A 13,246-nucleotide genomic window follows, 5' to 3' on the forward strand; every position below is an offset into this window, starting at 1 on the left:
TGGACCTTCGTTCGCGCTCCGCTAATCTTTCGGGCATCTCTTTCGGTTTTCAGGAGTTGAACATGAGTCTCAAGGGCAAGACGGCCATCATCACCGGCTCGAATTCCGGTATCGGCCTTGGTGTGGCGCGCGAACTGGCGCGGGCGGGCGCCGATGTGGTGCTGAACTCCTTCACCGACCGCGACGAGGACCACGCGCTTGCCGCCGAGATCGGCCGCGAGTTCGGCGTGACCGGGCGCTACATCAAGGCCGACATGTCGAAGGGCGAGGAGTGCCGTGCCCTGATCGAGCAGGCGGGGGCCTGCGACATCCTGGTGAACAACGCCGGCATCCAGCATGTCGAGCCGATCGACACCTTCCCCGCCGCCACCTGGGACCGGATCATCGCGATCAACCTCTCCTCGGCCTTCCACACCACCGCCACGGCGCTGCCGCTGATGCGCAAGGCGGGCTGGGGCCGGATCGTCAACATCGCCTCGGCGCATGGGCTGACCGCCTCGCCGTTCAAATCGGCCTATGTCGCGGCCAAGCACGGCGTCGTCGGCTTCACCAAGGTCACCGCGCTCGAGACCGCCGAGGAGCCGATCACCGCGAATGCGATCTGCCCGGGCTATGTGCTGACGCCGCTGGTCGAGGCGCAGATCCCCGACCAGATGAAGGTGCACAACATGGACCGCGAGACGGTGATCCGCGAGGTCATGCTGACGCGCCAGCCCTCGAAGCAGTTCGCCACCGTCGAGCAGCTCGGCGGCACTGCGGTCTTCCTGTGCTCGGAAGCTGCCGCCCAGATCACCGGCACCACGATCTCGGTCGACGGCGGCTGGACCGCCCTCTGATCGCGCGCCGTGACGCAAGGTGAAACGGGCCTGCCCGTCACCTTGCCCTAAATACCTCGGGGGGAGTCTGCGCAGCAGACCGGGGGGCCGCGCCCCCCGGCGACGCATCTCGAAAGGACGACCGATGGAAACGAAGCGGATCAACCTCGCGCTGCAGGGCGGCGGCGCGCATGGCGCCTTCACCTGGGGGGTGCTCGACCGGCTCCTTGACGAGGACTGGCTCGAGATCGCGGCGATCTCGGGCACCTCGGCCGGCGCGCTGAACGGTGCGGCGCTGAAGGCGGGGCTTGGCCGGGCCGAGGGCAAGGCTGGCCGGCGCCATGCGCGCGAGAACCTCGACTGGCTCTGGTCGCAGGTCTCCGAGGTGAACGACCTGCGCCTCGACCGCTGGGTCTCGGCGCTGTTCCCGCAGCCCGAGGCGATCAACCGCTGGATCGAGGCCTTCGCACCGGCCGCCTGGATGGATCAGCTGACGCGGATGATCTCGCCCTATGACACCGGTCCCTTCTACATCAACCCGCTCGAACACATCGTCGAGCGCTTCGAATACGAGCATGTCTGTTCCGAGACCGGCCCGGCCTTCTTCGTCGCCGCCACCAATGTGCGCACCGGCAAGATCCGGGTGTTCTCCGGCAAGGAGATCACCGCGAAGGCGATCCTCGCCTCGGCCTGTCTGCCGAACCTGTTCCGCGCGATCGAGTTCTATGACCCGCAGACCGGGCAGGGCGAGGCCTTCTGGGACGGCGGTTTCACCGGCAATCCGCCGCTCTTTCCGCTGTTCGAGCCCGAGCTGCCGCGAGACATCGTGATCGTCAACATCAACCCGCTCTACCGCGAGGGGGTGCCGAAGACGCCCACGGAAATCGACGAGCGGATCAACGAGATCTCGTTCAACTCTTCGCTCCTGCGCGAGCTGCGCGCGATCAGCTTCGTGCGCCGGCTGATCTCGGAAAGCCGGCTGGCCGAGGGGGCGATGAAGGATGTGCTCGTCCACATGGTGGCCGACGACAAGACGATGACGGGCCTTGGCGCGGCGACCAAGGTCACGCCCACCACCGGCACGCTGAAGCGGCTGAAGGCGGCGGGACAGGACGCGGCGGACCGCTTCCTCGGCCAGCACGCCGACGCGATCGGTCAGCGTGCCTCGGTCGATCTGGCTGCCTTGTTCGCCTAGGCCGGGAGCCGCGCCGGCTGGGATTTCTCGGCCGGGTAGACAAGGCCTGCCGAGATGATCAGCTTGGCCGCGTCCTCGACCGACATGTCGAGATAGGTGACCTGGCTTTCCGGCACGAACATCAGAAAGCCTGTGGTCGGGTTCGGGGTGGTCGGCATGAAGACGGAAATCAGCGGATCGTTCGCCGGGCCGGAGCGCGCGATCTCGCCCTTGGCCCGCGCCGAGACGAAGGCCAGCGCTTTCGATCCGGTCAACGGGTAATCGACGAGGCAGGCGCGATCGAACTTGGTTTCGCCCTGGGCGAAGACCGTCTCCGCAATCTGCTTCAGCCCGTTGTAGACCGAGCGCACCACCGGCATCCGGTCGACGAGGCTTTCACCAAAGCGCAGCACCGAGCGGCCGATGATGTTCTTGGCCAGCCAGCCGACGATCACGGTGAAGATCAGGAAAAAGATCACGCCGAAGCCGCGGATGTTCACCCCGATGTAGCGTTCGGGCTGGAACTCGGCGGGCACGAAGGGCAGCACCCAGCCGTCGACCCAGCCCGCGACGGTCCACATCAGGTAGAGCGTCAGCCCGATCGGCGAGATCACCACGAGCCCGGTGAGGAACGAGCCCCGCAACCGGGCCAGAAAACCACGCTTGCGGGCATGGGCCGCCGTGTGATCCGGATGGGTTTCGGTCGGTTCGGTCATGCTGTCCCTCTTGCGTTCGTTCGCCCCTACCTAGGCGCGCGCTGCTGCCGCCGCAATGCAGGCGCTAACGGAGCGCGACAATTTCCCGTGCGATGGCACTCGCAAGCCGCGCATTGTTCAGAACGAGGGCAATATTCGACTCGAGCGAGCGGCCATCGGTCAGCTCGAAGATGCGCTGCAGCAGGAAGGGCGTGACCGCCTTCGCCGCGACATGCTGCGCCTCGGCCTCGGCCAGCGCCGCCTCGATCACCGGCACGATCACCTCGCGCGCGATCTCGGCCTCGGGCGGGATCGGGTTCGCGACCAGCGCGCCGCCCGCAAGGCCGAGCCGGCCGCGCATCAGATGTGCCGCGGCGATCTCGGCCGCGGTGTCGGCGCGCAGCGGTGCCTTCAGCCCAGAGCTGCGCGACCAGAACGCCGGGAAGTCGTCCTGGCCATAGGCGATCACCGGCACGCCGTTCGTTTCCAGAACTTCCAGGGTTTTCGGAAGATCCAGAATTGCCTTGGCGCCGGCCGCGACCACGATGACCGGGCTCAGCCCGAGCTCGGCCAGATCGGCCGAGATGTCAAAGCTCGTCTCGGCGCCGCGGTGCACGCCGCCGATGCCGCCGGTGGCAAAGACCGAAATCCCGGCCAGCGCCGCGCAGATCATCGTTGCCGCGACCGTGGTCGCGCCGGTCGCGTTCGCGGCAAGGCAGACGGCCAGATCGGCGCGGCTGACCTTCATCACCCCGGTCGCCTGCGCCAGCCGGTCGAGCTCGGCATCCGTGAGCCCGATATGGATATGTCCGCCCATCACCGCGATCGTCGCGGGCGTGGCGCCATGGGCGCGGATCTCGGCCTCGACCCGGCGCGCGGTCTCGACATTCTGCGGGAAGGGCATCCCGTGGGTGATGATCGTCGATTCAAGCGCGACGACGGGCCGGCCGGCATCGAGCGCGGCGCGGACCTCGGGGGCGAAGGTGAGGGGGGCGGTCATGTGGCGATGTCTCCCGAAACATAGCGCGCGGCGGCCTCGAGGGCGCGGGCAAGCGCTGCCTCGCGGCCAAGCCCGGCGCGTTCTGCCACCAGATGGGCGGCCATGAAAGTGTCGCCCGCGCCGGTGACGCGGGTGACGAGAACGGTGGGCGGGGCGCGGCAGATCACTGCGGCGCCGCGCGTGCCATCGGCGGCGGCCCGGCCGCCGTCGGTCACGAGGACATGGGCGGCGCCGCGGGCAAGCAGCCCCTCGGCCGCGGCCGTGGCATCGGGGAAGTCGGTTCCGCACAGGATGCCGGCCTCCTCGAGATTCACGTAAAGCGTCGCGCCCGGATGGGCGAGAAGCGGGGTCAGGCGGGCGGCCTTGCCCGGGCTTGCCGGCGCAACGCGCAGATCGGCCCGGGCGAAAAGCGGCGAGCGCGCGATCTCGGCCAGCAGCGCCTCGGTCAGGTTGCCGTCCAGTGCGACGGGCCCGTCCCAGGGCGCATGCGCGCCGCCAAGCCGGCCGTCCGCCAGCGGGCGCAGGATCTTGTCCCCCGCCGCCTCGAGCGAATGGGCATCTGCCACCGCCGCCACCAGCCCGTTCGCCCCCTCGATCGCCATGTAGCGGTCGGTGGGCAGGTCGTCCGAGCGGTAGAGAAAGCGGCAGTCGATGCCGTGCAGCTCGGCCGCGCCGATCAGTTCGGTGCCCTGCGGGTCGCGCCCGATCGCGGTCAGGATCGCCGGACGCAGGCCGAAGCGGGTGAGGGTCATCGCGATGTTCATCGCGACACCCCCCGGCAGGCGGATGATCCGCCCGGGCACATCGGCGCCCGCACGCATGTGGACCGGCGCACGGCCGATGATGTCCCACAATACGGAGCCGATGCAGAGGATGTCTGGTGTCTTGTCCATGGCTCTTGGTGCCCTGACGGGGCGCGCGACGCAAGAGGCAGAGGGAGGCGCGGCCCGCTGTCCTGCGGGCTCCCCCCGGCGTATTTCGGCCAGGAACGGCGGGGACAGGCGTTTTCCTGGCGAAAATACTCCCGCCGGAGGCATCCGCCGCTTGCCAGCCGGGAGATGGGCGGTTATACGGCGCGCACTTCACAGGCGGAGGCGGGCTTTCGGGGGAGACATCCCTGACAGTCCACCGGTTGGGAGAGATCCCTGATCCTCCGCCAAGGCGCAAACCGGAAAGGAAATGGAACATGGCGCTTCCCGATTTCTCGATGCGTCAGCTGCTCGAAGCTGGCGTTCACTATGGCCACCAGACGCAACGCTGGAACCCCCGCATGGGCGAGTTCATCTATGGCGAGCGCAATGGCATCCACATCATCGACCTGACCCAGACCGTTCCGATGCTGGACGCGGCGCTGCAGGTGGTGCGTGACACCGTCGCCAAGGGCGGCCGTGTGCTCTTCGTCGGCACCAAGCGTCAGGCCTCGAAGGCCGTCGCCGAAGCCGCCGAGAAATGCGCGCAGTACTACATGAACCACCGCTGGCTCGGTGGCACGCTGACCAACTGGAAGACCGTCTCCCAGTCGATCCAGCGCCTGAAGAACATCGACGAGGTTCTGGCCTCGGGCGCCGAAGGGCTGACCAAGAAGGAACGCCTGCACATGGAACGCGAGCAGACGAAGCTTCAGGCTTCGCTCGGTGGCATCCGTGAAATGGGCGGCCTGCCGGATCTGCTCTTCGTCATCGACGTGTCGAAGGAAGACCTCGCCATCCTCGAAGCGCAGAAGCTGGGCATCCCGGTCGTGGCCGTGGTCGACACCAACTGCTCGCCGAAGGGCGTGGATTACGTGATCCCGGGCAACGATGACGCCGCGCGCGCCATCTCGCTCTACTGCGACCTCGTCTCGCGCGCTGCCCTCGACGGCATGACCGCGCAGATGGGCGCCGCCGGCGTCGACCTCGGTGCTCTCGAAGAGGCGCCGGTCGAGGAAGAAGTCGAGGCCTGAGGCCTCACCCGACGGGGCCGGCGATGACGCCTGGCCCCGTCATGTCATTCCGCTGACATGACGGCGTGGTTCAACCGCGCCGAGATTCCAAAAGATTTCGAGGAGGCCGAGATGGCGATCACCGCTGCGATGGTGAAGGAACTGCGCGAGACCACCGGCGCAGGCATGATGGACGCGAAGAAGGCGCTGACCGAGACCGACGGCGACATGGAAGCCGCGATCGACTGGCTGCGCACCAAGGGCCTGGCGAAGGCCGCGAAGAAGGCTGACCGCGTTGCGGCCGAGGGCCTCGTCGGCGTCGCCGTCGACGGCGGCAAGGGCGTTGCGGTCGAGCTGAACTCGGAAACCGACTTCGTTGCCAAGAACGCCGACTTCCAGAAGCTCGTCTCGGACATCGCGACCGCCGCGCTGACCGCTGCCGACGTCGAGGGCCTGAAGGTCGCCGAAGTGAACGGCAAGTCGGTGTCGGAAGCGATCAACGGCGCCATCGCCGTGATCGGCGAGAACATGACCCTGCGCCGCATGGCCTCGGTCGAGGGTGACGTCGTCGTCTCCTACGTGCACAACGCCGCCGCTCCCGGCATGGGCAAGATCGGCGTTCTCGTGGCGCTGAAGGGCTCGGACAACGGCATCGGCAAGCAGATCGCGATGCACATCGCCGCGACCGCGCCGGCCTCGCTCGACGAAGCCTCGCTCGATCCGGCCGTGCTGCAGCGCGAGCTGGAAGTGCAGACCGCCAAGGCGCTCGAAGAGAACGCGACCTCGGCCAAGCCGAAGCCCGAGCAGGTGATCCACAACAACATCATCCCGGGCCGGATGAAGAAGTTCCTGGAAGAGAACACCCTTCTCAACCAGAAGTTCGTCATCAACCCGGACCTGACCGTGGCGCAGGCCGCCAAGGAAGCCGGTGTCGAGATCGTCGCCTACGAGCGCATCGCCGTCGGCGAAGGCATCGAGAAGAAGGAAGAGGATTTCGCCGCCGAGGTCGCCAAGACCATGGCCGGCGCCTGATCCGACCTTTTCGCGAAAGCGATGCAGCGCCGTCCCCCCGGGGGCGGCGTTTGCCATTTCAGGGATGAAATCCCCGCCTTTTCAGCGCATTGCAATTCGCGCAGCGCGGAATGCGCAGGTTCGGCGGGGCGTCGATGGCAAAATAAAACGGCCCGGACGAAGTGAAAATGCACCCGTCCGAGCCGCGACCGGAAAACCGGTTGGAGCCTTCGCCGGCAGTATACCCGGCCCTTGCCCCTGTTCCTGGCCGAAGCCACCACTCACGGAACAGTGACAGAAAACCCGAATGTGCAGATTCACGCCAGTCCGGTTTTCCTTACTTAAAGGAAAAATTATCACCGTTGCGTCCGGATGGCGGTGCGGCGCCGTCGATATAGGCACCATCAAAGAAGATCTGCCGCTGCAGCGAGGCCTTGAGCACCGCCTGCGCGGTGGTCTCGACATCGAGTGCTTCGCGGGCAAGCCGCAGGTGTTTTTCCACCGTGGCGATGGTCAGGCCCATCAGCATGGCGATGTCGGCGGTAGTCTTGCCGTCGGCCACCCATTCCAGCACTTCGCGCTGGCGCCGGGTCAGCGCGCGATGCGCAGTGATAAAAGGCATGGTCGAGATCCGGAGATGGGTGATCGAGTTCACCACCATCAGCTCGCGGCCGTGGCGTTCCCAGATCTCGTCAACATCGCTTTGCCGCAACCCGCGCTCGGCGCACAGGCCGATGCCGCCCCGCGCCCGGCTGGAGCCGTCGATGAACGAGATCGAATAGCCCGCGCGCACCCCGTGCCGGTGATTGACATCAAGGACATGCAGTTCCTGCGGGGTCAGCAGGCCGGCGCGGGCGCGCTCCTCGACCCAGCTCCAGGAGCAGGCTCCGACATTCTCGGCCGTCCAGCGCACCATCGGCGCATGCATGAACAGCCCGCCGCGCAGGAATTCGTTCAGGTAGGGCTCGTCATGGTTCGACAGGATCAGCGTGTCTTCGAGCCGCCCGAGCCCCGCGCCGGTGCGGAAGGGAGTGAAGGCATAGATCAGCCGGTCGAATCCATAGTTTGACATGAGCTCGCAATGGAGCTCCCAGATCTGTTCAATATCTTGGAGAGAAAGAAGTTTTTCGAGATGATTGATCATCTGTTTCCCAATTTGCGGTTCTCGCGGCGCCGTGGAAGCGCGGCTTGACGCATCCGTGATACTGGCATGAGGCAAGGTTGCGGTGCAAGCCTTGTTGCGCCGGGGGAAACAGTGCCATCCGCGATGGCTCAGCGCACGGTTTCGCAGCGCGGCTGTGCCAGTGTCTCGCTGGTGAGCGCCGGGGCGAGTGTGCTCATCGCGTCGAATTGGGTCAGGAAGACCTGGCCGCCAAGCGCGCCGAGCAGACCCGAGCGCAGCAACCGGTCCATCACCGGACCCTTGACCTCGCTCAGGTGCAGGCAGACGCCGGCATCCGTCAGGCGCGCGTTCACCTCCTCGAGCGCCTCGAGCGCCGAGGCGTCGATGGCGTTGATCGCCGGGCAGTTCAGAACGAGGTGACGCACCTCGGGGTCGGCCGCGACAGCGTCGTAGATCATGTCCTCGAGGAAGCGGGCATTGGCGAACCACAGGCTCTCGTCGATGCGGATCGAGAGCACGTCGGGCGCCAGCACCACGCGGTGGCGGCGGACGTTGCGGAAATGCTCGGTCCCCGGGACCTGGCCGATCACCGCGTAATGCGGCCGCGACGAGCGCCACAGATGCAGCCCGATCGACAGCGCGACACCGGTGGCGATGCCGGTCTCGACCCCCTCGATCAGGGTGACGACGATCGTCGCGAACATCGCGACGCCGTCGCTGCGGCTGTAGTGCCAGACCCGGCCAAGCGCACGCAGGTCGATGAGCGAGGCGAGCGCGACGAAGACCGTGGCGGCCAGCGTCGTCTGCGGCAGATGGGAAAGCGCCGGCGTCAGCAGCAATGTGGCAAGCGCCATACCGAGGGCGGTGAAGGCGCCTGCCGCCGGGGTGGCGGCGCCGGCGTCGAAATTCACCACCGAGCGGGCAAAGCCGCCCGAGATCGGCATGCCGCCCGAGAAGGCCGAGGCGAGGTTGATGCCGCCCTGCGCGATCAGCTCCTGATCCGGGTCGATGCGCTGGCGCCGTTTCGCGGCGAGGGTCTGGGCGACCGAGATCGTCTCGACATAGCCGATGATGGTGATGAGCAGCGCGGGGAGCGCGAGTTCGCGCCAAAGCGCGAAGTCGAGCGGGGGCAGCGCGAGGCCGGGCAGGCCCTGCGGCACATGGCCGACGACGGCGAGGCCATACTGCTCGAGGTCAAGGGCCCAGGTGGCCGCGGTGCTGCCGGCGACGGCGACCAGCGGCGCCGCGCGCGCGAGCACTCCGGCAAGCCGCGGGGGCAGGCCGCGCGCCTCAAGAAAGGGCTTCAACTGATTGCGTGCCCAATACAAAAAGCCAAGCACAAGGGTCGAGACCAGCACAGTCACCGGTTTGATCCCCCCCAGGTGCTCGAAAAGGCCCAGTGCCATCGGCGGCAGGGTCTTGGCCTCGACACCGACGCCGAGGAAGTGCTTGATCTGTCCGGCGGCGATCAGGATGCCGGTGGCCGAGATGAAGCCCGAGATCACCGGATGGCTGAGGAAGGCGGCGATGAAGCCAAGCCGCAAAAGCCCCATGGCGACGAAGATCAGCCCGGAGAGGAAGGCGAGCGCCACCGCTACGCCCAGATATTCGGGGGTGCCGCGGGCGGCAAGCCCGCCGACGGCGGTCGCGGTCATCAGCGAGATGATGGCGACCGGGCCCACGGCGAGCGTGCGCGAGGTGCCGAGAAGCGTATAGGCGAGAAGCGGCGCGATCGAGGCATAAAGCCCGACCTGCGCCGGCAGACCCGCCAGCAGCGCATAGGCCAGCGCCTGCGGGATCAGCATGATGGTGACGATCAGCGCCGCCACCAGATCTGCCTCGAACGTCGCGCGGCCGTAGTCGCGCCCCCATGTCAGGATCGGAAAATATCTTTTCAGCATGGGGGCTTGCGGCTCATTCTTTAGCGCCTTTCAGCGTGCATCCGAAGCAGGGGCACAAGCCCCGTGTGGTCGTATCCGGCCTCGGCGGCAAGGGTGACGATTTCGTCCACCGGCCGGGTGCCCGCCTGCGACATCGCCCACAGATGCGACGAGCGCGTGCCCGAGCGGCACCAGGCCAGAACCGGCGTCTCGATCACCGCCATCGCCGCCTCGAACTCGGCGACCAGATCGGGCGTCATCGCGCCCGGGTAATAGGGCAGGTAGTGGAAGGCGAGCCCATGCTCGGCCGCCGCCGCCGCCATCGCCGCGCTGTCGAGCTCGTCGCCGGCCTCCTCGTCGGGGCGGTTGTCGATCAGCGTGCGGAATCCCATCCGCGCCGCCTCGGCGACATCCTCGAGGGTGATCTGCGGCGCCACCGCGAATTCCGGTGTGATCTGCCGAACGTCCATCTGTCTCTCCTGCTCGACCGGAGTGCCGGCCGGGTCAGAGCCCGTTCACCGGCACCTTCAGATAGGTCCTGCCGTCATCCTCTGGGGGCGGCATCTGACCGGCGCGCATGTTTACCTGCAAAGACGGGATGATCAAGCGCGGCATCGACAGGGTGGCGTCCCGCGCCTCGCGCATCTTGACGAAATCCTCGCGCGAGGTGCCGCCGCCGATGTGGACGTTGCGCGCCTTCTCCTCGGCGACCGTCGTTTCCCAGGCATAGCTGTCGCGGCCCGGCGCCTTGTAGTCATGCGCGACGAAGATCCGGGTCGCGTCGGGCAGGGTCAGGATCTTCTGGATCGAGGCATAGAGCGCATCGGCCGATCCGCCCGGAAAGTCGCAGCGCGCCGTGCCGTAATCGGGCATGAACAGCGTGTCGCCGACAAAGGCCGCATCGCCGATGACATAGGTCAGGCAGGCGGGCGTGTGGCCCGGGGTGTGCAGCACATGGCCCTCGAGCGCGCCGATGGCGAAGCGGTCGCCCTCGACGAAGAGCTTGTCGAATTGCGAGCCGTCGCGCTGGAACTCGGTGCCTTCGTTGAAGATCTTGCCGAAGGTGTTCTGCACCACGGTGATGCGGTCGCCGATGCCGATCTTGCCGCCAAGGCGTTCCTGGATATAGGGCGCGGCCGACAGGTGATCGGCGTGGACATGGGTTTCGAGGATCCAGTCGACACGCAGCCCCTCGGCGCGGATCCAGTCGATCACCGCATCGGCCGAGCGGGTGTCGGTGCGGCCCGAGGCGTAATCGAAGTCGAGCACGGAATCAATCACCGCGCAGGCGTCGCCGCCGGGATCGCGCACCACGAAGGTGGCGGTGTTCGTGGCCTCGTCGAAGAAGGCCCTCACCACTGGGGTCGCCATGTCGCTCATCGCATCCTCCTGATTTCGCCAGATATAGGCAGTTCCAGACATATCGCAAGCGTTGAATGTATCAGGGCGACGCGGGGTCAGCCTGCCAGGGCCAATGCGCGACGATGCCGGGCAGCATGGCGAAGTCGGAAAAGGCGATGGCATGGGGCAGGGCGCTGACCGGAGCCTTGCGATAGCCCTCGGTGAACAGCAGGAAGGGCAGGCCCGCGCGCTGCGCGGTCTCGGCGTCGACCTCGCTGTCACCGACATAGAGCGCGCGGCCGCCGCCCAGCATCTGATGCGCCTTCAGGAGCGGCGCGGGGTCGGGCTTGCGCGCGGGCAGGCTGTCGCCGCCGATGATCGTGGCGAAGAGCGGCTCGATCTCGAAATGGCGCAGCACCGCCGAGGTCGGGGCGAGCGGCTTGTTGGTGCAGATCGCCAGCGGATGACCCGCGGCGCGGAACGCGGTCAGCGCCTCGCGCACGCCCGGGAACAGCGCGGTCAACCCGACGGCGCCGTCATAGCGGGCGATGAAGGCCGCGGTCAGGCGGGCCTGCAGCAGCTCGTCGCCGCCCGCGCCCGAGGCCTCGAGCAGGCACTGCACCAGATGCGGCACGCCGCGGCCGATGAAGCCGCGCACCTGCATCAGGGTGAGCGGGGCGAAACCGTTCTCGGCCAGCACCTCGTTCGAGGCGGCGTGGATATCGGGCACGGAATCGATCAGCGTGCCGTCGAGGTCGAAGATCAGGGCGGGCAGGGTCATCAGGCGTCCTTCCACTTGATCGAGCAGCCCATCGAGGCGACCTGCTCGGCCGGGCCGTGCCCGGTTGCGGCGACCTGGAGCATCGCCTCGTAAAGCTCGCGCTTCGCGTCTACGGGCCCCGCGGTGCGGCCCGAGGCATCGAGCCGGCCGCGATACTGAAGCTCATCCGCGGCGTTGAACCCGAAGAAGTCCGGTGTGCAGGCCGCGCCGTAAGCCTTGGCCACCTCTTGCGTTTCGTCAAAGAGGTAGGGGAAGGGGAAGGCCCGGTCGCGGGCCAGCCGCACCATGTTGTCGAAGCTGTCCTCGGGATAGGCCGCGACATCGTTCGCCGAGATCGCGGCGACGCCGATCCCGGCCTCGATCAGCGCCGCGCCGTCGCGCAGGATCCGGTCGAGCACCGATTGCACATAGGGGCAATGGTTGCAGATGAACATGACAAGCGTGCCCTTCGGCCCGCGGATCGTGTCGAGAGACCAGTCGCGACCGTCCGTGCCGGGCAGGGTGAAGGCGGGCGCCTTCCAGCCGAAATCGCAAACCGGGGGGGTGACCGCCATCCGAACCTCCTGCACTCAAGGACGCCCGCACAGTAGCGCAAGCGGGCCCCGAGGCAAGGCGTTGCGGCCTCAAGGGCGGCAAAAGAAAACCTGCGGCACATCAGACATGTGCCGCAGGTCCTTGAAGAGACTTGTTTTCTCTCAGCGGGCGGCTTCTGCCGCGGCGCGGATCGCGCGGATGTTCGCGCCATAGGGGGCCGGGTTCTCGACCGAGCCGCCCTTGAACACCGCCGAGCCGGCGACCAGCACATCGGCGCCCGCGGCGGCCATCAGCGGTGCCGTTTCCGGAGTGATGCCGCCGTCGATCTCGATATGGATCGGGCGGTCGCCGATCATCGCGCGCAGCGTCTTCACCTTGTCGATCTGGCTGTGGATGAACTTCTGCCCGCCAAAGCCCGGGTTCACCGTCATCACGCAGACAAGGTCGATCATGTCGAGCAGATACTCGACGTCATCGAGCCCGCTGCCCGGGTTGATCGCGAGACCGGCCTTGCAGCCCGCGCCGCGGATCGCCTGCAGCGTGCGGTGGATATGCGGGCCGGCCTCGAGATGGGCCGAGATCACATCGGCGCCGGCCTCGGCGAAGGCGTCGATATAGGGATCGACCGGGGAGATCATCAGGTGCACGTCCATCACCGTCTTGATATGCGGCCGGATCGCCTTCACCAGCGGCGGGCCGAAGGTCAGGTTGGGCACGAAATGCCCGTCCATCACGTCGACATGGACCCAGTCGGCACCCTGCGCCTCGATCGCGCGGATCTCCTGTCCGAAGTTGGCGAAATCGGCGGAGAGAATCGACGGCGCGATCTTGATGGAGCGGTCAAAGCTGGTCATGGCATCCTCGGGGCAGGGGGCGCGGACGGTTTTTCCCGTCTGGCCAAGGCGTTCAAGGGTAAAGCTGAAGCGCCGCCCCAGGAGGTGTCCACGGGCGGCGCTCAGGGTCTTGCGGGG

General features: G+C 67.1%; 14 protein-coding genes. 4 read left to right on the plus strand and 10 right to left on the minus strand.

Features of this window, described 5'->3' with window-relative positions; genetic code table 11:
- Positions 1-62 precede the first annotated feature (62 nt).
- Both DYS74_RS06900 and DYS74_RS06905 read left to right on the plus strand, forming a co-directional pair.
- A complete protein-coding gene (locus DYS74_RS06900; protein WP_121532217.1) occupies positions 63-836 on the plus strand; it encodes a 3-hydroxybutyrate dehydrogenase in 774 nt (257 codons plus the stop codon).
- 124 nt (positions 837-960) lie between these two features.
- Complete coding sequence (locus DYS74_RS06905; protein WP_121532219.1) at positions 961-2,010, plus strand: patatin-like phospholipase family protein; 1,050 nt, start codon at positions 961-963, stop codon at positions 2,008-2,010.
- On the opposite strand, the gene DYS74_RS06910 is transcribed toward DYS74_RS06905, so the two are convergent.
- The 3 genes from DYS74_RS06910 to DYS74_RS06920 all read right to left on the minus strand — a co-directional run bounded on the left by DYS74_RS06910 (position 2,007) and on the right by DYS74_RS06920 (position 4,577).
- Positions 2,007-2,705, minus strand: a complete 699-nt coding sequence (locus DYS74_RS06910; RefSeq protein ID WP_121532221.1) for a DUF502 domain-containing protein — start codon at positions 2,703-2,705, stop codon at positions 2,007-2,009. The genes DYS74_RS06905 and DYS74_RS06910 overlap by 4 nt on opposite strands.
- 64 nt (positions 2,706-2,769) lie before the next feature.
- Complete coding sequence (locus tag DYS74_RS06915; RefSeq protein ID WP_121532223.1) at positions 2,770-3,684, minus strand: pseudouridine-5'-phosphate glycosidase; 915 nt, start codon at positions 3,682-3,684, stop codon at positions 2,770-2,772.
- The gene (locus DYS74_RS06920; protein ID WP_121532225.1) at positions 3,681-4,577 is read right to left on the minus strand and encodes a PfkB family carbohydrate kinase; all 897 of its coding nucleotides are present in this window, start codon (positions 4,575-4,577) and stop codon (positions 3,681-3,683) included. Before DYS74_RS06920 ends, DYS74_RS06915 begins: the two co-directional genes overlap by 4 nt.
- A 293-nt stretch (positions 4,578-4,870) precedes the next feature.
- Between DYS74_RS06920 and rpsB the strand changes: the two genes are divergently transcribed.
- Positions 4,871-5,626: a 30S ribosomal protein S2 gene (rpsB, locus tag DYS74_RS06925; protein ID WP_121532227.1), complete on the plus strand. Its 756-nt coding sequence runs from the start codon at positions 4,871-4,873 to the stop codon at positions 5,624-5,626.
- A gap of 111 nt (positions 5,627-5,737) precedes the next feature.
- A complete protein-coding gene (gene tsf / locus DYS74_RS06930) occupies positions 5,738-6,637 on the plus strand; it encodes a translation elongation factor Ts (protein ID WP_121532529.1) in 900 nt (299 codons plus the stop codon).
- 316 nt (positions 6,638-6,953) lie between these two features.
- On the opposite strand, the gene DYS74_RS06935 is transcribed toward tsf, so the two are convergent.
- From DYS74_RS06935 to rpe, 7 genes are all read right to left on the minus strand, one after another.
- Positions 6,954-7,760, minus strand: coding sequence for a LuxR family transcriptional regulator (locus DYS74_RS06935; protein WP_121532229.1), 807 nt, complete (start codon positions 7,758-7,760; stop codon positions 6,954-6,956).
- Between the two features lie 128 nt (positions 7,761-7,888).
- A complete protein-coding gene (locus DYS74_RS06940; RefSeq protein ID WP_121532231.1) occupies positions 7,889-9,640 on the minus strand; it encodes a SulP family inorganic anion transporter in 1,752 nt (583 codons plus the stop codon).
- A 20-nt stretch (positions 9,641-9,660) separates the two neighbouring features.
- On the minus strand, positions 9,661-10,089 hold the full coding sequence (locus tag DYS74_RS06945) for a TIGR01244 family sulfur transferase (protein WP_121532233.1): 429 nt from the start codon (positions 10,087-10,089) through the stop codon (positions 9,661-9,663).
- Positions 10,090-10,123: 34 nt separating this feature from the next.
- The gene (locus tag DYS74_RS06950) at positions 10,124-10,990 is read right to left on the minus strand and encodes an MBL fold metallo-hydrolase (RefSeq protein ID WP_121532531.1); all 867 of its coding nucleotides are present in this window, start codon (positions 10,988-10,990) and stop codon (positions 10,124-10,126) included.
- 70 nt (positions 10,991-11,060) lie between these two features.
- Positions 11,061-11,741, minus strand: coding sequence for a phosphoglycolate phosphatase (gph, locus tag DYS74_RS06955; RefSeq protein ID WP_121532235.1), 681 nt, complete (start codon positions 11,739-11,741; stop codon positions 11,061-11,063).
- Positions 11,741-12,295 carry a thioredoxin family protein gene (locus DYS74_RS06960; RefSeq protein WP_121532237.1) on the minus strand — a complete coding sequence of 185 codons (555 nt, stop codon included), beginning with the start codon at positions 12,293-12,295 and terminating at the stop codon, positions 11,741-11,743. Before DYS74_RS06960 ends, gph begins: the two co-directional genes overlap by 1 nt.
- A 141-nt stretch (positions 12,296-12,436) precedes the next feature.
- Positions 12,437-13,129 carry a ribulose-phosphate 3-epimerase gene (gene rpe, locus DYS74_RS06965; RefSeq protein ID WP_121532239.1) on the minus strand — a complete coding sequence of 231 codons (693 nt, stop codon included), beginning with the start codon at positions 13,127-13,129 and terminating at the stop codon, positions 12,437-12,439.
- Positions 13,130-13,246 lie beyond the last annotated feature (117 nt).

Origin of the sequence: Paenirhodobacter hankyongi (assembly GCF_003664585.1) — a bacterium.
Taxonomy (GTDB): domain Bacteria; phylum Pseudomonadota; class Alphaproteobacteria; order Rhodobacterales; family Rhodobacteraceae; genus Rhodobacter; species Rhodobacter hankyongi.